Origin of the sequence: Marinimicrobium sp. LS-A18, from assembly GCF_000463525.1 — a bacterium.
In the GTDB taxonomy this organism is placed as follows: domain Bacteria; phylum Pseudomonadota; class Gammaproteobacteria; order Pseudomonadales; family Cellvibrionaceae; genus Marinimicrobium; species Marinimicrobium koreense.
Genome location: NZ_AWEP01000002.1, coordinates 57,926 through 75,287, shown reverse-complemented (window position 1 = coordinate 75,287; position 17,362 = coordinate 57,926). Strand labels below are relative to the sequence as shown.

Sequence of the window (17,362 nt, the reverse complement as noted above, 5' to 3'; positions counted from 1 at the left end):
TCATTTTACCTTCTTTTCGTCGATCATTGGCTACCCGCTGTGCCTCGCTTGCTGGCAATAAATAGCCCCACCCCACCCAGGATGGCAATAGAGCACACGGCCAACCTCAGCGTCACCGGCTCCGATAAGACGATCACGCCGCCGACCGCCGCCAGGGCCGGCACACTCAGCTGGATCGTGGCCGCCGTCGTGGCCCTTAGATGGGGCAGTGCCATATACCAGATCGCATACCCCAGGCCGGAGGCCAGCGCCCCCGACGCCACCGCGTAAAGCACCCCAACGGGCGCGATCTCCGCGCTTGAGTAAAACAACACACTCAATACCACGGCCATCGGCACCGCACGAATGAAGTTTCCCGCCGTTTCATGGGTGGGATCACCGAGGCCGCGCCCGCGCAGGGAATACACACCCCAGGCAACACCAGCCCCGAGCATCAATAGCGCCCCAGACAGCGGCGGCGCTTCCACCCCCGGCAGCAACAGTGCCGCCAGACCAGCCACCGCCGCCAGGACACCGAGGATCTGACGGCCATTAAGGCGCTCGCCAGACCACACCCCGACACCAATCATGGTCGCCTGAACCGCACCGAACAACACCAACGCGCCCGTGGCGGCGGACAGATCAAGGTAGGCAAATGAAAAGCCCGCCGCATAGGCAAACAGCGCAAACGCCGACAGCCAGCTTCCCCCAAATGCACGTGGCTTACGCCGATAGCTCACCAGGGCAGCAAGGATGGCCGCACCCGATACAAGGCGAACGGTCGTGAAACTGGCCGCATCAATTTCGCCAGCAGCCAGGGCAACCCGGCAGAGCAGAGAATTGCCGGCGAAGGCCACCATAGCGAGCAGAGAGATGAAGAAGAGTCGAGTGTTGGGCATATAGCGCTACCCTACTTATCAAACCCCAAGCCCACAAACTTCAGTTCATCACTACGGCCATCTATCAACAACTCCCACAGCAACTCTTCATCAGAGCTGTGGTAAGAAACTTTCCAAAGAAGCTTGATTTCACTGACTTTGTTTATAGCGCCCAAAAACTCCACCCGAGCTGGCCTACCCATCGGTTTCAGGACACCTACCGCCTCATCAAAAACTTCGCTCGATAGTGACGGGAAAATTCTTGAAATAGCGTTGAATTCACCTGTGTAGTGACACTCCAGGACGGTGTCGAATATCGGCTGAACTCTGCTTTTTAATCGAACAATGTCAGATTCTGACATAGGACACTCCATAATTTTTTTATCCGCTTCACAGCGGCGCAAGTTTTCGGTCAGTAGTAGCCAAAAGGCTGCCAACTTCGGCTTCTGATCATGAGCTTTCAAGCTCAAGGCTTACCGGAAGCCCTCCGTGTATTTCACCTGGCTCAGGATAGCCCAGCCAATACTCATAACCGTAAAGTAATGACCCTGACTCCAATTTCCATCCGCCTAATGACAACGTAATAAGGTGGTGACCCTTAAAATAGCAGTACCAGACGAATATGGAATCTTGGCTACTGCTTGGCTTGTAATCACAAGAAAGCTCATATCCTTTATCTGCAGAGATGTAGGTCGCACTGAAGTCATGCCCTACCGTTAACGTGTAATTGGCTACCCCTCCCTCTCTCGGCATTTCGCCAGAAGGCACCCAGGTGCCCACAAGGTCAGGCTCATGGAGCGTTTCTGCGAACGCCAGAGCTGGAAACACTGCCGATAAAACCAAAAGGACTCGGAACACTAAATCCCGGTAACGCCCGCAATAAACGGTCGAACACAACGAGACCCCGAGACCGCAGGGAGCGATTCCAATGCCTTGATTACACGTTGACTTTATACTTGAGGTCATTTGCCTCATCCCCTGTCATCCCGCGGAATCCCCACTGATACGGCTGCTGCTCCTTAATGGTGATCTCAATATCAACAGGCGCCAAGGATAGCTGTGATTCGAGCTCTAGAAAGAGCTCTTTGATGAGAGCCTTTTGCGTTTCCGGCTTCCGGCCGGACATCATATTGATTTCAATGACAGTATAGGCGTCGCTTCTGCCACCAGGATAATAGAAATCCTCTCGCTCCAGGGACACAAACCTATGCGCACGCTTATCTTCCGGCATGCCCAGAACGGACTTCATGCAGCTATGGATGATATCCGACATTTTGGCCTTTATTGGGTTGAGCTGATCCTTGACACCATAAACGATAATCATGCTATCTCCTTAATACCTGTAACGCTGTTATAACCGGCGTAGTGGACCTACATCAAACTTGCACTCAAAGTGTCCGTCAAAGTGGTGCAGATTCATGGAGGCGGAGCCGGAACGGAAAAGCCGTTACTGTGGCTGCGTTTGTTAGGAAAATGTTTTATCGGGACCTCCATAGTCTGAATTTCTATGTAGTACCTCTGCCCGCTCTCGCAAATACTCCTCGTATGTCTCCGGATCAATAAATCTACGTCGTCGAATCCGTCTACGAAACATCCAAAAGACGTAAAGCAAAGACACGTAAGCTATCAGGGTCACGACAATCAGCGTAGGATCGTCGATTAGCTCCTTCACGAGATCTTCAAAGTTCTTACGGTTTTTGATTTTTTGTTGAGCTTCAAGCTCCTTCAGTCTTGCGTCAAAGCTCGTAACAAGCACGTTAACCTTGCTTGCCACTTCAGACACATTTCCTTTCTGTATGCTGGCGTAGATGTCGTTAACAGTGTTTTCAAAAGGACCGTCATAGTTGAGGCTTGCCGGGATGGCCAGCTCCGCGTATATCTGACTGAAATAGCTCTTGAATTTCTCCTTCCGTTCGAATTCTAGGTATTGGCTCGTAAGAATGTTGAATTCCGCACTTTGTACAATCTCCGACACGGTAGGCACGACCAAAAGGTCTTCTCGCCGAGCCCTGAACTCGGCGAGGCGGGCGAGGCTTGAGATATCGAGCGGCTTTTCATTGATGATATGTTCTTCAACAACACGCACGAGCTCGCTCTTCACCGCCTTCGATCGCTCGATCTGTGCCTGCACCGCCTGCTCTTCGCTGCGGTTTATTTGATACCAGGCAACTAGAATGGAAACAAGAATGCCAGCAAGTGTCGTCAAAACTGGGGCTACCCAGCTTCTACGAACAGGATTTTGTTCTTTTGGATGTTCTTCTTCTGGTTTCATCAGTCTTCCTAATGCCCGGCGCAGCGGACCAGTTGTAGCGAGGCACGAGCGGAAACTGGGTCCGACTGCCGCCGACTGTTATCTGAATACTTTCTTGCCAAATTGGTCGTGATCATGTTTGAACGCCTCAAATAGCTTTGAGCTTGCCGCTTTATCCGGGTTTTTCCTTATGTGCTCGTCGAAGCTATCTTTATGCTTTTCCGGTATTTTGTCGTATGCATCTGAAACAGCCTGGGCCTTCTCAACAATGTAATTAATGAAACCATCTGGCCACCAATATTCTCTGGGGCTAATCTTTCCATTCTTAATGGCTATTCTACTAGATCTCATCTTTTTCAGATCCTTTGCTTTAATCACACCCAAAACAATGAAACAGGGAAGTTTTGTATATACGTATAAATCTGTCGAATTACCAACAATATCCATAGACATTGTACGCAAAAAGTACCTATTGATATTTGGCGGCAACCCTGACTCGGTTGTTGATTCAATTCGCTCTAGAGGAAATACATGCTGTTCGTATTGATTAAGATTTGATTCTTCACCCAGAAGAAATTTTTCCAGATGTCGCTCAGCATCATCTAGAGCTTTGTTGTAATCGTCAGATTTTTGTTCGGATTCATTTTTACTACGAATAAATGTAAGCGTCCGCCAAGACAACGAGGCACATAGCCTTGACATCCATTCACCGTAATTTGCTACTGATTCACCTTTATCTGCAAATGGGTAAAAAACTTTGTTTGCAAACTCTCGCTCCCACTCAGAAAACAGCGCTTCACAATCCTCACAAAGCCAGTACTCTTTCGCGATATCCTGAGCACGCTTATGAACTTCGTTACTTTCCCGAATGTAGCCTGTAATGCCGGTTCGCTTTACCCACTTACCAATGAACTTTGGAATGAAGTGGCTTTCTTTTAACACCGACTCAGAATGGCAAAGCTGACAAATTCCTTGCACCACACCCTCCTAGCTCAGATAACGCCCCCAAGCAGGGGCATATTTTGCGTTTTGAGCGCAGCGAAGCAAAATATGTCCCACTGCCTTGGATTGTTAACTGGGATTACCAGAACCGCCACCAGGGCTTTTTGACGCCTGGATGGGAAACCTCCAGCGTTGTAGGCTCCCCAATATTACCGGTTCTTGAAATCGGGGTTACTTGCACCACTATATCAAAGGGCTCCTGCTCATAGCTGGAGCCGTCAAGCCAAATAAACGTAAACTCACCGGGCTCCTTGAAATCCGCGGGTGTTATTGGCGCGTCCGTAAAAAGACGGTCTTCAAATTCGCCTTTTACTATTTCAAATATGAATCCCGTTTCCGGTGGAGGATTTAAGGCTTTTAAAGTGATGATACCTGCATCAGAACAGGAGTGCAGATCGCCATCATCGCTACCTCGAACAATTTCACTCACTTCAAATTCGGTGCGCTGAGGATCTATTGAGCCAGTAGAATCAACCTCGAACGGTTTAGTCGTCCTAGCGAATGAGCACGCCCAGTTAGGAAAGCTCAAAACAAGTAGAATTATCGTAATGGTTTGCTTCATGCTATATCCAGTTAACGCCCGCCATAAACGGCCGAGTAAAACGAGGTCCGGCGACCGAAGGGAGCGAATTTAATGGCTTTGTTAGGTGCTTTATATGCCATGGCGATAAAAACCGACTATTAGATAAATACCCCACGCCCAGAATAACGCTATCGTAACCAAGCAAAGGTTGCCAAGCCACCTACTATGGTGAGAGTACACCATTTTCCTCACCGCGGGATGGAGCCACGCCAGCAACATCACTGGCAGAACCCAAAGCGATATTATTCCGGTACCGAAGAACCACCCACCATCTTGGCCGATAAGAATCTGGGCCTGAGGGATAAACCACAGGAGCCAATAGCCTATGCAAAAGAGCACAGCCAGGCGGTATGCCCACGGAATGGCTATCATTTTTTTCACCTAACATTTTAATATTGAGCCAGCACGCTTTCCCACCCAGCACTTTTCCCATCAAAGCCGCTAACTCATTGATATTAGTGAATTGTCTGAAACTTTAGCACAGATTGGCCAGACGGAAAGCGTGCCGGCTCGGTTTCGTTCCCGGTCTCGCCTGTTATCTACCGACTTAATGGCAGCAACTCATTGATTTAATTTATTTTTTTAGTTTCTTCGGAGAGAAGGCGTGCACTGTAAAGACGTGGCAAACGCCAATTTTCAGAGCACTCGCCAATATACTGTATAAGTCGATCATTTTTTAATCAGCAAATATTCGAGGGAACTACTTCGAGTTTTCGACTAGAGGGGCATCAGAAAATCCGACGCCCGAGGGCGCCGGAAGATGATGGGGATCAGGTGAGCTCGTAGCGGTCCATAATATCCCGAACCAACCCGCTGCGCACAATATCGGCGCGTTCGAATTGATGGATATACACATTGGGTAGATCGCCCAGCCGGTTTACGGCATCCGCCAGGCCGTTGTGTCCGCGAATATCGCTTTGTTCGATATCCCCGTTGATGACCACTTTGCAGCCTTCGCCGATGCGGGTCAGGAACATTTTCATCTGTGCGGGTGAGGTGTTCTGGGCTTCATCGAGAATGACGAAGGTTCGGTTGTTGAAGGTTTTACCGCGCATGAATGCCAAAGGCGCGGCGACAATTCGACCGTGGCGCAGGCAGTAGTCTACGGTGCCCGCGCCGAGTCGTTCGGCGAGGATTTCACGAAACGCGTCGATGTAGACCGAGAACTTTTCATCCAGGGCGCCGGGCAGGAAGCCCAGTTGTTCCCCTGCTTCCACGGCGGGCCGTGTGAGGATGATCCGCTCAATGCGCCCGGACTCCAGCGCTTCGGCAGCGATGGCACCGGCGCAGTAACTCTTGCCAGTTCCGGCGGGGCCGATACCAAAGGTTAAATGGTAGCGCTGGATCGCGTCGATGTAGTCTTGCTGGGCGGTGGTGTAGGCGGTGAGGGGTTTGTTGGCGCGGGGTGGAGCGTAAGCGGTTTGCAGTTGTCGGGAGGCATTGATTTCGACGATGTTGCCGTTGGGGGGTGCCCAGTGTCGGCCGCGGTCGTCTTGGTGGAACCGCTCTTCAGCGGCGTGGTTCTGATGTCTTTTGCGCTTCGCGTGAGATCGTTTCGCCATGGATAATTCCCCATCAGGTTCCAGGTGATCAGGGACAACTCGGGCTGGCAACGCTACGGATGGCCAAGGGCCCGGCCCTGTAAGACTCAAAAGGTAACGCGATTTTCGGGGTGACAGAGGCGCCCCGACATGTTCTGTTGGCAGGCTCCTCCTCTTGGCAGGTGGGTGACAAACGCACTGATGAATCAGCGCTTACCAAAAATAGTAGGTGGTTTTTATTGGGGGGTCAATGCTTTTGATGCAGCAAACCGGAAAAGGCAAAGCGGGAGGGGGGATTTTGCCGGGCGCATCGAGCGCCCGGCAAAAGGGTTTTACATGGATGACACGATGGAGATCATAACGCCTGCGGCGACGGCGGAACCGATCACCCCGGCGACGTTCGGCCCCATGGCGTGCATCAGCAGGTAGTTCTGGGGGTTGGCCTCCAGCCCTACCTTGTTGGATACCCGAGCGGCCATGGGCACGGCGGATACACCGGCGGAACCGATCAGCGGGTTGATCTTGTGACGCACAAACAGGTTCATGAACTTGGCCACCAGTACGCCCATTGCGGTACCGATGGCGAAGGCGATGATACCCAGCAACAGGATACCCAGCGTTTTGGTATCCAGGAAGGCGGAGGCCGCCAGCTTGGAACCTACAGCCAAGCCCAGGAAAATGGTGGTGATGTTGATCAGGGCATTCTGGGCGGTATCGCTCAGACGCTCCACCACACCACATTCGCGCATCAGGTTACCGAAGCAGAACATGCCCAGCAGCGGTGCGGCGGAGGGCAGGAACAGCGCCACAAGAATCAGCAGAATCACCGGGAAGGCAATCTTTTCCAGGCGGCTGACCGGACGCAGTTGTTCCATTTTGATCTGCCGCTCGGACTCGGTGGTCAGCGCGCGCATGATCGGCGGCTGGATCAGGGGCACAAGCGCCATATAAGAGTAGGCCGCAACGGCGATGGCACCCAGCAGGTCCGGCGCCAGAATGCTGGACACGTAGATGGCGGTCGGACCGTCCGCACCACCGATGATCCCGATGGCAGCGGCATCGGCAATGGAGAAGTCCATCAGGCCTGTAACAGACAGGCCAACCGCCCCCATTACGGTCGCAAAAATACCGAACTGGGCGGCCGCGCCGAGAAACAGGGTTTTCGGATTGGCGAGCAACGGACCGAAATCGGTCATGGCACCCACGCCCATAAAGATGACCAGCGGCGCAACGCCGGAACCGATAGCCACTTGATAGAAGTTGTAGATCATGCCATTGGTGTAGCCGTAGTCCAGGGCCACCTTGTGTGCGGCCGCCAGCTCAGAGGCCGAAGCGGTTTTGTACAGCGCCATCAGCTCTTCCGCCGAGGTGCTGGCGGCAACGCCGAAGACTTCGGCCAGATCCGCGAGCACTTTCACGCCGCCCACATCAATGGCCTGCTGGGTCGCGGACATGGCGAGCCCAGCACCGGGGATGTTGGCCATGATGCAGCCAAAGCCGATCGGTACCAGCAGCAGCGGCTCAAATCCTTTGCGGATGGCCAGGAACAGCAGCAACAGCCCCACCAGAATCATGGTGAAGGTGCCCCACTCCATCTGGTTGATGCCCGATTCCTGCCACAATCGAATAAAATTCTGCATAAAACGTTCTCAACAGTGTTGCTGGAAGTAGTGGTCCAGGCGGTTCGCGATTACGCCAGATCCAGAAGCGGATCGCCGGATGTCACCGCGTCTCCGGCCTGCACATGCACGCTGGTCACGGTACCGGCACGGGGCGCGGCCACTTCGGATTCCATTTTCATGGCTTCCAGAATCAGCAGGGTATCGCCCTCTTCCACCTGGTCACCGGGCTTGACCATGAGTTTCACGATGTTGCCGCCCAGCGGAGCGGGAACCGGCTCACCTTCGCCGGCGGGTGCGGCTTCTGCACCACCGCTGGAGGCACTGCCGCCCACCGGGGCCAGGCCGGTCACATCACCACCGTCGCTGACGGTCACAGTGTATTTCTGGCCTTCCACGTCGACGGTGTACACCTCTTCACCACTGTCGGTGGTCACCGCACTGCCCTTTTTACCGGTCGGTGCCGGTTCAAAGGCGTCGGGTTTGCCACGGTTCTCCAGGAATTTCAGACCAACCTGGGGGAACAGGGCATACGTGAGCACATCGTCGATGCGACCTTCGCCCTCGGTGAGGTTGATGCCTTTCTCTTTGGCCACTTCTTCCAGCTCTTTGGCCAGGCGGTCCATTTCCGGCTCCAGCTTATCCGCCGGGCGACAGGTAATCGGCTCGCCACCATCCAGAACGCGCTGTTGCAGCTCTTTATTGACGTCTGCTGGCGTAGCGCCGTACTCGCCCTTGAGCACACCTTCGGTTTCTTTGGTGATGGTTTTGTAGCGCTCACCGGTGAGCACGTTCATCACCGCCTGAGTGCCGACAATCTGTGAGGTCGGGGTCACCAGCGGGATGTAGCCCAGGTCCTTGCGCACGCGGGGAATTTCTTCCAGCACTGCGTCGAATTTGTCTTCCGCGTTCTGCTCACGCAGCTGGTTTTCCATGTTGGTCAGCATGCCGCCGGGCACCTGAGCAATCAGGATGCGCGAGTCGACGCCCTTGAGGGAGCCTTCGAACTTGGCGTATTTGCGGCGCACCTCGCGGAAGTAGGAGGCGATTTCTTCGAGCAGTTCCAGGTTCAGCCCGGTATCCCGATCGGTGCCTTCCAGGATGGACACCATGGTCTCGGTGGGGCTGTGACCGTAGGTCATGGACATGGAGGAAATGGCGGTATCGATATTGTCGATGCCCGCCTCCACGCACTTGAGGTTGGTGGCGTGGGCCAGGCCGGTGGTGGCGTGACTCTGCATGTGAATCGGGATGGAACAGCTTTCTTTCAGGCGGGTCACCAACTCGTAACCCACATACGGCTTGAGCAGGCCGGCCATGTCTTTGATGGCAATGGAGTCAGCGCCCATGTCTTCAATGCGCTTGGCCAGATCCACCCACAACTCGATGTCGTGCACCGGGCTGATGGTATAGGAGATGGTGCCCTGAGCGTGCTTGCCCTGCTTCTTGACCGCTTTCATGGCGGTTTCGATGTTGCGCATGTCGTTCATGGCATCGAACACGCGGAACACGTCCACGCCGTTGGTGGCGGCGCGCTCGACAAACTTGTCCACTACGTCATCGGCGTAGTGGCGATAGCCGAGAATGTTCTGCCCGCGCAGCAACATCTGCATGCGGGTTTTGGGCATGGCCTTTTTGAGCTCGCGAATGCGCTCCCAGGGGTCTTCGCCCAGGTAGCGGATACAGGCGTCGAAAGTCGCTCCACCCCAGGTTTCCAGAGACCAGAAACCCACTTGATCCAGTTTCTCGGCAATGGGCAGCATGTCGTCGAGGCGCATCCGGGTGGCCAGCAGGGACTGATGGGCATCCCGCAGTACCAGCTCCGTAATGCCCAACGGCTTTTTAGCATCGCTCATGGCGTTGTACCTTTCTCACAGTTAGCGTTCGCGGAACCATCGGCTATCGGCGACGGGCGCGATGTTGCTCAATGGCGGCCTTGATTGCGGCCAGGGTTTTGTCATCGACCTTGCCCGCGGCGGGGCGGGCGGCGCTGGAGGGTTTGCGGCTGCGGGGTTCCTGAGGCGCTTTGGACTCGGGGAACCAACGGTTGATGCTGCCACTCATAAGTACCATGGCAATCACCAGCAGCGTCAAAAACACCACGACGGACCCCATGCCATACAGCATCAGGTCTACGCCTTGTTGCATCAGTGTGTCACTCATATCGGGCACCCTGTGTACGATAAGTCATTGGCTACAGCGGAACGTATCCGCGCGGGGCCACCTCGGTCCGGTGGAGCGAGGCGCGCCAATGTAGCTTGATTCCCAAAATGTGGCAACTGCGTCACATTTTTTGCCCTTGGCAGTGGCTCGAGGAGCTTTTGCCAAGCGCAAAACGGCCGGCCATTTTCTCTTATCTTTCATAAACTTACAACTTCTGGCTGCAATCAGGGCGGGATTGGGCCTGCAATGGCAACCAGATGCCGTTAAAATGGCCGCCTTTTCCACACCGGGAGTTCGGCCCAGTCATGCAATTGTTTCTCGCCCCAATGGAGGGCGTCGTCGATTATCAGGTTCGGGACCTGCTCAGCGCGCTGGGCGGGCTGGATGGCTGTGTCACCGAGTTTATCCGGGTGACCGACAGCAGCCTGCCCCGGCGGGTGTTCCTGCGCTACGCCCCGGAGATCGAGCAACACTGCCTGACCCCCAGCGGCACCCCGGTGAAGGTTCAGCTATTGGGCGGGCAACCCGAGCCGGTGGCCCGCAATGCCCAACGCGCAGTGGCCGCTGGCGCCACCGCCATTGACCTGAATTTTGGCTGCCCAGCCAAAACCGTGAACAAAAGCGATGGCGGGGCCTGCCTGCTGCGCGAACCGGAGCGGGTGCACGCCATTGTGGCTGCCGTGCGCAATGCGCTGCCCGACACCGTGCCGGTCAGCGCCAAAATCCGGCTCGGTTTTGACGATGCCAGCCGCTATCTCGACAACGCCCTGGCGGTTTACGAGGCGGGGGCCAACGAGCTGACCGTGCATGCGCGTACCAAGCGCGACGGCTACCGACCGCCGGCCTACTGGGAGTACATTGCCCGCATTCGGGAGGCGGTGGCGATGCCGGTGATCGCCAATGGGGAGATCTGGAGCCCGGAGGATTTTGAGCGCTGCCGTGCGGTGACCGGCTGCGACCGGTTTATGCTCGGGCGGGGATTACTGGCGCGGCCGGACCTGGCGCGGGCCATCAAGGCGCAGGTGGCGGGGGAAGAGTACACCCCCATGCCCTGGCACGAGGTCTGCCAGATGCTGCACCGGTATTACCGGATGAGCCAGCCTCACTGGGGCACCAAAAACGCCTCCAAGTACTGCGGCAATCGCATCAAGCAGTGGTTGATGTACTTGCAGCGCCAGTACCCGGAGGCGGCCACGTTTTTTGAGCAGATCAAACGCGAGCGGGAGCCGGCGCGCTTTGAGGCCGCCTTTCGCCAAGCGGCCTGAGCAAGCGGTTTACTCGACTTTGTTGCGCTCCTCCAGACGGGGCTCGGCCACGCTGATAAAGCGCCCCTGTTCATCCAGGCCAATGGCCTGGGTGGAGCCATAATCGCCCAGTCGACGCAATTCATGCCCTTTTCCCTCCAGCGCGGTGCGCAGCGGAGTAATCAGAGTTTTCTCCACGAACAACTGATTGGGCCGCCACTGGTGGTGGATGCGGTCCATCACCAGCGCATCCTCCAGCGGCATGCCCAGATCGATGTGATTCACCAGCGCCTGCACCACCTGGGTAATAATGGTGGGGCCACCCGCCGCTCCCAGTGTCAGTACCGGCTTGCCACCGCGGGTCACCACCGTGGGGCTCATGCTGGACAGCGGCCGTTTACCCGGGGCAATACTGTTGGCTTCCGCCCCCAACAGGCCGTAGGCATTGGGTTCGCCGGGCTGGGCCGAGAAGTCATCCATCTGGTTGTTCAGAATCACCCCGGTGCCCGGCACCACCACCTTGGAGCCGAAGTTGGTATTCACTGTGGCGGTAATGGCCACCCAGTTGCCATCCTGATCCGCCGTGGCGATATGGGTGGTGTGTTTGCCGAACAGCTCCTCCCGGGATTTGGGGGGCGTGCTGTGGCCCGTCACCTCGGCCACCGACGTCAATGACAGCCGCTCCCGCAGTTTGTCCGCATAGCGTTCACTGATCAGGCCCTTGGGCACAGACGCAAACGCCGGGTCGCCCAGCCAGTAGGCGCGGTCGGCAAAGGCCAGGCGCATGACTTCCGCCAGCAGGTGGTAGCGGTCCGCTTCTGAGAGCGCATCGACATCAAACCCTTCGAGAATGTTGAGCATCTGGGCCACATGCACACCGCCGGAGCTGGGCGGCGGGAAGCCGTAAATCCGGTAACCGCGATAGTCGCTGACCACCGGCTTGCGGCGTAGCAGCTCGTAGTTCGCAAAGTCCTCCCGGGTCACGATGCCACCGTGCTCGGCCATCCAGTCACCGACGGCTTTGGCAAAGCCACCGCCGTAAAAGTACTCGGGGCCTTCGCTGGCAATCGCACGATAGGTGCGGGCCAGATCGGGTTGGCGGATGCGGTGCCCCACCGGCCAGGGCTCACCTTCGGGGGTCAGGAAAATGGCGGCCGAGCCGGGATACTCCAGAAGGTCCTCCGCGTGGCGCGCCAGGCGGCGGGCAAAAATGCCATCGATGGCGAAACCCTCGTCGGCGAGGGTCGCGGCCGCCTCCAGGTGCGTGGCAAAGCGGGCCTTACCGCCTTTCTTCATCATGTAATCGTAAGCGGCCACGGCGCCGGGAATCCCCACCGCGAGAGGGCCTTTTTTGCTCAGCTCGGGCCGATAGTCGCCATCGCGCACGTACATAGTGCGATGGGCTTTACCCGGGGCCATTTCCCGGCCGTCGATGGCCTCCACCCGACCGTCGGCCCAGTGCACCACGGCAAAAATTCCTCCACCGATGCCGGAGTTGTGGCCGTCCACCACCCCCAGAGTCAAGGCGGCGGCCACGGCGGCGTCAATCGCGTTGCCGCCCTCGGCGTAGGCCTTCATGGCCGCCTCGGTGGCTCTCGGCTGAACGGTGGCAACGGCCCCGCGACCGTCGGGGGTCACCGCGGCATAATCATCGGCCCGGACCAGGGCTGCCAAGGCGCTGGTGAGCAGTACCGCACTGACCCACAAGCCCTTTTTCAGTGAGCGCTGAAACATAGTGAAAATTGAATCCTGTGTTATCCAAGAAGTGATAAAAGTAGTGCGAAGACTAGCATTGTGGGCCCGCAAAAACAGCAAACCCCGCGTTGTGCGGGGTTTGTGTTGTGAGGGAGCGGTCACTGTGTCAGAACCAGAAGCTGTCACTGCGCCGTCCTTCGATATTCATTCCACCGATCAATTTGCCTCGGGTAATGACCCGGTGTTGAACCCAGCAAAACTGCAATAAACGGCGCATAAACATCTCCGGTTACGTCTGTCGGTCAATCGCGCAGCCATAAAAAAACCCACCGCCCCCTGGGCGTGATAATCGCCTGGGGATCAAGGTGGGTTTTTATTCGAATGCGTTGTTGGGTGACATTATACGGAAAGCCCGCAGGGCCTGCCACCCAACAGGCCGTTACTGGCGCTCGCTCAATACCTCCAATGCGCCGGAAACATAGACCAGCGGTGCGTTCCAGTTGATGGTGATTTCGTTGGACGCATAGCTGCACCAGTGATCCAGATAGGATTTGGCGGGCTTATCCGACGGATAAGCGACCGGACAGTCACCGGCGTCCTGCTGGCCGCTGTGAGGGCCGCCGGCCAGAAAGCCCGGAACCGGCGCAGCAACAGTATCGGCCTCGGAGGGGCGGTGATGGATGTGCTGCGGGGTGCGCGCGCCAAAACCGGTCACGTAGGAGTAGCCGGTGGGATTGCGCCCCAGAACATAATCCATCAGGGACTGCGCCACCTGCAGGTTCTCGGGGTCGTCGCTCAACTGGTGGGCGGTCAGCATCATCATCGCCATGTTCATGGCCACGCCGTTGCTGCCCCAGACGAAGTCCTGTGCGCGCATGGGAACACCGGAGGCCGATGCCCGCCACTCATCGCGCAGGTGCTGCGCCAAACCGGCCACCTTGTCCTTCACCTGCGCCTGCAGCGCCTCGGGTACCTGTTCCAGGTGCTGCGCCATGGACATCCAGGGTTGACCGACGGCATCGGCCCAGTTAGGCACCTCAATGGCGGCCTCGGCCAATTCGACCTCGTCCCAGTAACGCTGATCACCGGTGGTCAGGGCCAGCTCTACCGCGGCCCAGACAAACTCGTCCGAGAATTCATCATCGCCGTACTCGCCGGTGCGCACATCCTCCGGATTGCGATAGATGACATCGGGGTTGGCGTTGGCCCAATCCCAGGCGGCCTTCGCCGCCGAGAGCGCCCGCCCGGAGAAGCCCGGGTATTCGGCCTCGTAGTCGGCGTATACGCGGCTGGCCACCGCCATGGTGGCGGCAAAGTTGAGCGCCGCCGCCGTGCCTTTCTGAACCATATAGCGAGGCTCGGTGGCCTCGTGGGGCATTACTGCACCGGAGAAGTTCAGGGTGGTCAGCTTGTGGTACACACCGCCGTCATGCGGGTCCTGCATGGTGAGCATCCAGCTCAGGTTCCACATGGACTCATCCAGCAGATCGGGGACGGCGTTGCCACTTTCCGGGATGTTCAGGTCACGATCGCGATAGAACGCCGGGAAGTGCTCATAGGCGGCCAACAGGGTATAGGTGCTGATGCCCGAGTTGACGATGTACTTGTTGTAGTCGCCCGCGTCGTACCAGCCTTTGGGGCTGCTCAGCTCGGTGCCTTCCGGGCGCGCTTCAGAGGCTGCCGAGCTGTGAATGGCGACGCTGTCGTCGGGGTGGCCCATGGGGCGCGCATAGTCTCCGGCGTGCTCGGCGAGCAGCTCCGTGCTGGCACGGTTAAAGTAATAGGCTTTGATGACGGCATCGTTCAGCTCGCCGTATACCGCATCGCGGATTTCCAGCGGAGCCGAATCGGCCAGGCCTTCGACCCGCACCACATAGCGGCCGGGCGCTTCAACGTCAGAGAAGTCGGCCAACTGAACCGTCTCGCCGGAGACCGGCCAGACTTTCGCCTCCCCCAGCTCACTCTGGTAAACCACCTGCCCGGTGGCGGTATTCACCAGCGCAAAATCCGCCGCGGCTCCGGCCGGTACGGTGGCCACTTTCGCGGCGTGCGGGTAGAAACCAAGCTGGTTGACCTGAATGGATGGGGACTCACCCGACGAGGTGGGCGTCTCGGTTTGTGCGGGGTCTGACTGACAGGCGATCAGGGTACTGACCAGCGCCGATAGCGCCAGAGTGCGATAGGCAGTGTGCAACATGGGAACACCTCATGGGCTTTTATTGGTTATGGTTTTGGGTATCGACCGATGCCACAGCCCCGGACAGACCGTTCAGCCTGTTATGGTTCCAAGGACTGTTAGCCCGGTAAGAATACCCTATTCCATTTCGCCCGTCAGGATCGACTCAGAGGTTTAACACTTTCTTTACGAAGGGGATGGTCAGTTTGCGCTGCTCGGCCAGCGAGGCGTGGTCCAGTCGCTGCAGGTAACAGAACAGCTCGTTCATATCCCGGGGCACCCGCTGCAGAATATAGTGAGCCACATCCTCGCTCAGCTCCAGCCCCCGGGCCCGGGCCCGATGGCGGAGGGCGTTCTGCTTGTCTTCATCGCTCAACGCCTGCACCTGGCAGGTAACGCCCCACTGCAGGCGCGAGCGCAGGTCCGGCAGCGCCACGGGGAGCTCCTGGGGCCCTTGCACGGCGGCCACCAGCAGATGCTTTTGGGCATCGCGTAGGCGGTTAAATAGATGAAACAGGGCCTCTTCCCAGTCGGGCTTGCCGGCAATCACTTCCAGCCCGTCGAGACAGACCAGATCCAGGTACTCCAGCCCTTCCAGCAATTCGTGGGGCGCAAAACCCACCAGCTCCCGTAGCGGGAGGTACTGAATGCTCAGGCCCGCGTCTTGCGCTTCGTGCCCCGCCGCCTGCAGCAGGTGGGTGAGCCCGACGCCCGGCTGCCCCCAGAGATAGATGAAAGGCTCCCCCTGGCCGCCTGCCTGCGCTTTCAGCAACGCCAGGGTGCGGGCGTTGGTCGCCCCTTCCGGGGCGTAGAAGTTATCAAAGGTGGCGTCGTCGTTAAGACTGACGCTCAGTGAAAGCTGTTGAGGCGTGGGCATGGCCGTGATTGATTCTCTTTTGTTGGTGCCGGGACGGCGGTTATTGCCAGGTATAAACCAACGGGTTGGCCTGGGTCCCCTCGGGCATGAAGCGGCTGCCGGTCAGGTTGACCCGATTGCTGTCGGCGGATGGCACCAGCCGGCCGTCGCGTTCCAACGTGCCCAGCAGTCGCGCCTGTTCGCCCTCGGTCACCAACCGCAGGGTCAACACGCCCGGGCGAAGCGATACCAGCTCGGCCCGACGCACCAACGCCAAGTCTTCCAGATAGCGCTCGACCGCCTTGTAATCGCCAAAACCGTCGATGCCGCCGACTTCCATCAACACCGCATCCGGCCCCTCTTCCCGGGGTACAATGGCATAGAGTCCGGCAAAGTGATTGGCGGTTTCGTCAATCGCCTCCACCAGCAGCCCGTTCACCGAGTCATTGCGCAGGTAGAAGGTGGGGTTGCCCAGGTCGTGATACAACTGCCAATCGGAGCGCCACTGTCCGGCAGAGGTTTCGCTGTAGCGGCCCACCAGAATCGCCTCTGCGTCGTAGCGCTGCGACGCCTTGCGGATGGTTTCCTCGTCCAGAGACCAGAGTTCGCGGGCGGACAGCGCCAGGCGGTCTTCCAGGTCATCCAGAGGCATGACCAGTGGCAATCCCCGAGCTTCGGCGCGCGCCCTGAGCCAATCGCGCTCTTCAGAGTCGGACACCCGCTGTAAGCCATCGCTGTCGCGTCGCACCATCCAGACCAGCACCGCCGGCCGGTTGGCGGGCCAGAGAGACAGGCTCGCCGAGCGCAACAGCCGCTCCACTTCCGGCGCTGAGAATTTCATCATCAGGCGGCTGGCCGGGCGCTCCTCGCCGTCGACTTCCAGGGTCTCATCGGTAGAGACGTAGTTGAACTCATAGATGAAGTCCTCGGCCCGGGACAGCGCTTCCCGCACGGCGGGATGATCACTGGCCTCGGGGTCACCGGAGACTCTCACCATCAATTGTTCCAGGCCCTCGCTCGCGCCGCGGCGACGCTCGGCGGCGGACTGGGAGGCCACCAACACATTCGCGCTGTACAGGTCCACGACCTGCTCCGCCTGGGCCGGAACCGCAAACCCGCCGAGCGTCAGGCCGATGACCAGTGCCCGGAGTCCTGTCTGCCATACTGCCAATAATCGCCTCAAGATTTCGCCTCTGTCTGCTCGTTGTCGGGTTACAGCTGTCGCTCTGGTTGGCGGGTAAAAGCCCGCATTGTAGCAGGCTGTCAAAATGGCGAAAGGTTCCCGTGGGGTCGGAAACCGGCACTCGCTCGCATTTCGACCATAAACTGATAGAATACGCGCCCATCGATTCGGAAAATTCCCGTCCAGCGCGGC

Annotated in this window: 15 protein-coding genes; 1 reads left to right on the top strand and 14 read right to left on the bottom strand. The window is 57.6% G+C overall.

Features of this window, described 5'->3' with window-relative positions:
• Positions 1–23: 23 nt before the first annotated feature.
• From N645_RS0100345 to N645_RS0100295, 10 genes are all read right to left on the bottom strand, one after another.
• On the bottom strand, positions 24–878 hold the full coding sequence (locus N645_RS0100345; RefSeq protein ID WP_024459522.1) for a DMT family transporter: 855 nt from the start codon (positions 876–878) through the stop codon (positions 24–26).
• Positions 879–889: 11 nt separating this feature from the next.
• On the bottom strand, positions 890–1,321 hold the full coding sequence (locus tag N645_RS0100340; protein ID WP_152521593.1) for a hypothetical protein: 432 nt from the start codon (positions 1,319–1,321) through the stop codon (positions 890–892).
• A gap of 473 nt (positions 1,322–1,794) precedes the next feature.
• Positions 1,795–2,181 carry a tautomerase family protein gene (locus N645_RS0100335; RefSeq protein ID WP_024459520.1) on the bottom strand — a complete coding sequence of 129 codons (387 nt, stop codon included), beginning with the start codon at positions 2,179–2,181 and terminating at the stop codon, positions 1,795–1,797.
• Positions 2,182–2,322: 141 nt separating this feature from the next.
• Positions 2,323–3,129, bottom strand: coding sequence for a hypothetical protein (locus N645_RS0100330; RefSeq protein ID WP_024459519.1), 807 nt, complete (start codon positions 3,127–3,129; stop codon positions 2,323–2,325).
• Between the two features lie 78 nt (positions 3,130–3,207).
• Complete coding sequence (locus tag N645_RS0100325) at positions 3,208–4,086, bottom strand: hypothetical protein (protein ID WP_024459518.1); 879 nt, start codon at positions 4,084–4,086, stop codon at positions 3,208–3,210.
• Positions 4,087–4,189: 103 nt separating this feature from the next.
• Entirely contained in the window at positions 4,190–4,672 is a 483-nt protein-coding gene (locus N645_RS0100320) for a hypothetical protein (protein WP_024459517.1), read from the bottom strand.
• A gap of 791 nt (positions 4,673–5,463) precedes the next feature.
• Entirely contained in the window at positions 5,464–6,255 is a 792-nt protein-coding gene (locus tag N645_RS0100310) for a PhoH family protein (RefSeq protein ID WP_024459515.1), read from the bottom strand.
• Between the two features lie 311 nt (positions 6,256–6,566).
• The gene (locus tag N645_RS0100305; protein ID WP_024459514.1) at positions 6,567–7,874 is read right to left on the bottom strand and encodes a sodium ion-translocating decarboxylase subunit beta; all 1,308 of its coding nucleotides are present in this window, start codon (positions 7,872–7,874) and stop codon (positions 6,567–6,569) included.
• A 50-nt stretch (positions 7,875–7,924) separates the two neighbouring features.
• Entirely contained in the window at positions 7,925–9,709 is a 1,785-nt protein-coding gene (gene oadA, locus N645_RS0100300) for a sodium-extruding oxaloacetate decarboxylase subunit alpha (protein ID WP_024459513.1), read from the bottom strand.
• Between the two features lie 43 nt (positions 9,710–9,752).
• Positions 9,753–10,016, bottom strand: a complete 264-nt coding sequence (locus tag N645_RS0100295; RefSeq protein ID WP_024459512.1) for an OadG family protein — start codon at positions 10,014–10,016, stop codon at positions 9,753–9,755.
• A gap of 305 nt (positions 10,017–10,321) precedes the next feature.
• Between N645_RS0100295 and N645_RS0100290 the strand changes: the two genes are divergently transcribed.
• Complete coding sequence (locus N645_RS0100290) at positions 10,322–11,281, top strand: tRNA-dihydrouridine synthase (protein WP_024459511.1); 960 nt, start codon at positions 10,322–10,324, stop codon at positions 11,279–11,281.
• 9 nt (positions 11,282–11,290) lie between these two features.
• Here the strand turns inward: N645_RS0100290 and ggt are convergent, their stop codons facing one another.
• The 4 genes from ggt to N645_RS0100265 all read right to left on the bottom strand — a co-directional run bounded on the left by ggt (position 11,291) and on the right by N645_RS0100265 (position 17,170).
• On the bottom strand, positions 11,291–12,994 hold the full coding sequence (ggt, locus tag N645_RS0100285; RefSeq protein ID WP_024459510.1) for a gamma-glutamyltransferase: 1,704 nt from the start codon (positions 12,992–12,994) through the stop codon (positions 11,291–11,293).
• A gap of 400 nt (positions 12,995–13,394) precedes the next feature.
• On the bottom strand, positions 13,395–15,152 hold the full coding sequence (locus tag N645_RS0100275) for a glycoside hydrolase family 9 protein (RefSeq protein WP_024459509.1): 1,758 nt from the start codon (positions 15,150–15,152) through the stop codon (positions 13,395–13,397).
• A 145-nt stretch (positions 15,153–15,297) separates the two neighbouring features.
• Positions 15,298–16,008: a DnaA regulatory inactivator Hda gene (gene hda, locus N645_RS0100270; protein WP_024459508.1), complete on the bottom strand. Its 711-nt coding sequence runs from the start codon at positions 16,006–16,008 to the stop codon at positions 15,298–15,300.
• A 40-nt stretch (positions 16,009–16,048) separates the two neighbouring features.
• On the bottom strand, positions 16,049–17,170 hold the full coding sequence (locus N645_RS0100265) for a DUF2066 domain-containing protein (RefSeq protein WP_238559174.1): 1,122 nt from the start codon (positions 17,168–17,170) through the stop codon (positions 16,049–16,051).
• Positions 17,171–17,362 lie beyond the last annotated feature (192 nt).

Excerpts from the sequence above, each read along its gene's own strand:
- N645_RS0100345 (WP_024459522.1), bottom strand. The coding sequence starts at position 878 with ATGCCCAACACTCGACTCTTCTTCATCTCTCTGCTCGCTATGGTGGCC.
- N645_RS0100335 (WP_024459520.1), bottom strand. The coding sequence starts at position 2,181 with ATGATTATCGTTTATGGTGTCAAGGATCAGCTCAACCCAATAAAGGCC.
- N645_RS0100330 (WP_024459519.1), bottom strand. The coding sequence starts at position 3,129 with ATGAAACCAGAAGAAGAACATCCAAAAGAACAAAATCCTGTTCGTAGA.
- N645_RS0100320 (WP_024459517.1), bottom strand. The coding sequence starts at position 4,672 with ATGAAGCAAACCATTACGATAATTCTACTTGTTTTGAGCTTTCCTAAC.
- N645_RS0100310 (WP_024459515.1), bottom strand. The coding sequence starts at position 6,255 with ATGGCGAAACGATCTCACGCGAAGCGCAAAAGACATCAGAACCACGCC.
- N645_RS0100305 (WP_024459514.1), bottom strand. The coding sequence starts at position 7,874 with ATGCAGAATTTTATTCGATTGTGGCAGGAATCGGGCATCAACCAGATG.
- oadA (WP_024459513.1), bottom strand. The coding sequence starts at position 9,709 with ATGAGCGATGCTAAAAAGCCGTTGGGCATTACGGAGCTGGTACTGCGG.
- N645_RS0100295 (WP_024459512.1), bottom strand. The coding sequence starts at position 10,016 with ATGAGTGACACACTGATGCAACAAGGCGTAGACCTGATGCTGTATGGC.
- N645_RS0100290 (WP_024459511.1), top strand. The coding sequence starts at position 10,322 with ATGCAATTGTTTCTCGCCCCAATGGAGGGCGTCGTCGATTATCAGGTT.
- ggt (WP_024459510.1), bottom strand. The coding sequence starts at position 12,994 with ATGTTTCAGCGCTCACTGAAAAAGGGCTTGTGGGTCAGTGCGGTACTG.
- N645_RS0100275 (WP_024459509.1), bottom strand. The coding sequence starts at position 15,152 with ATGTTGCACACTGCCTATCGCACTCTGGCGCTATCGGCGCTGGTCAGT.
- hda (WP_024459508.1), bottom strand. The coding sequence starts at position 16,008 with ATGCCCACGCCTCAACAGCTTTCACTGAGCGTCAGTCTTAACGACGAC.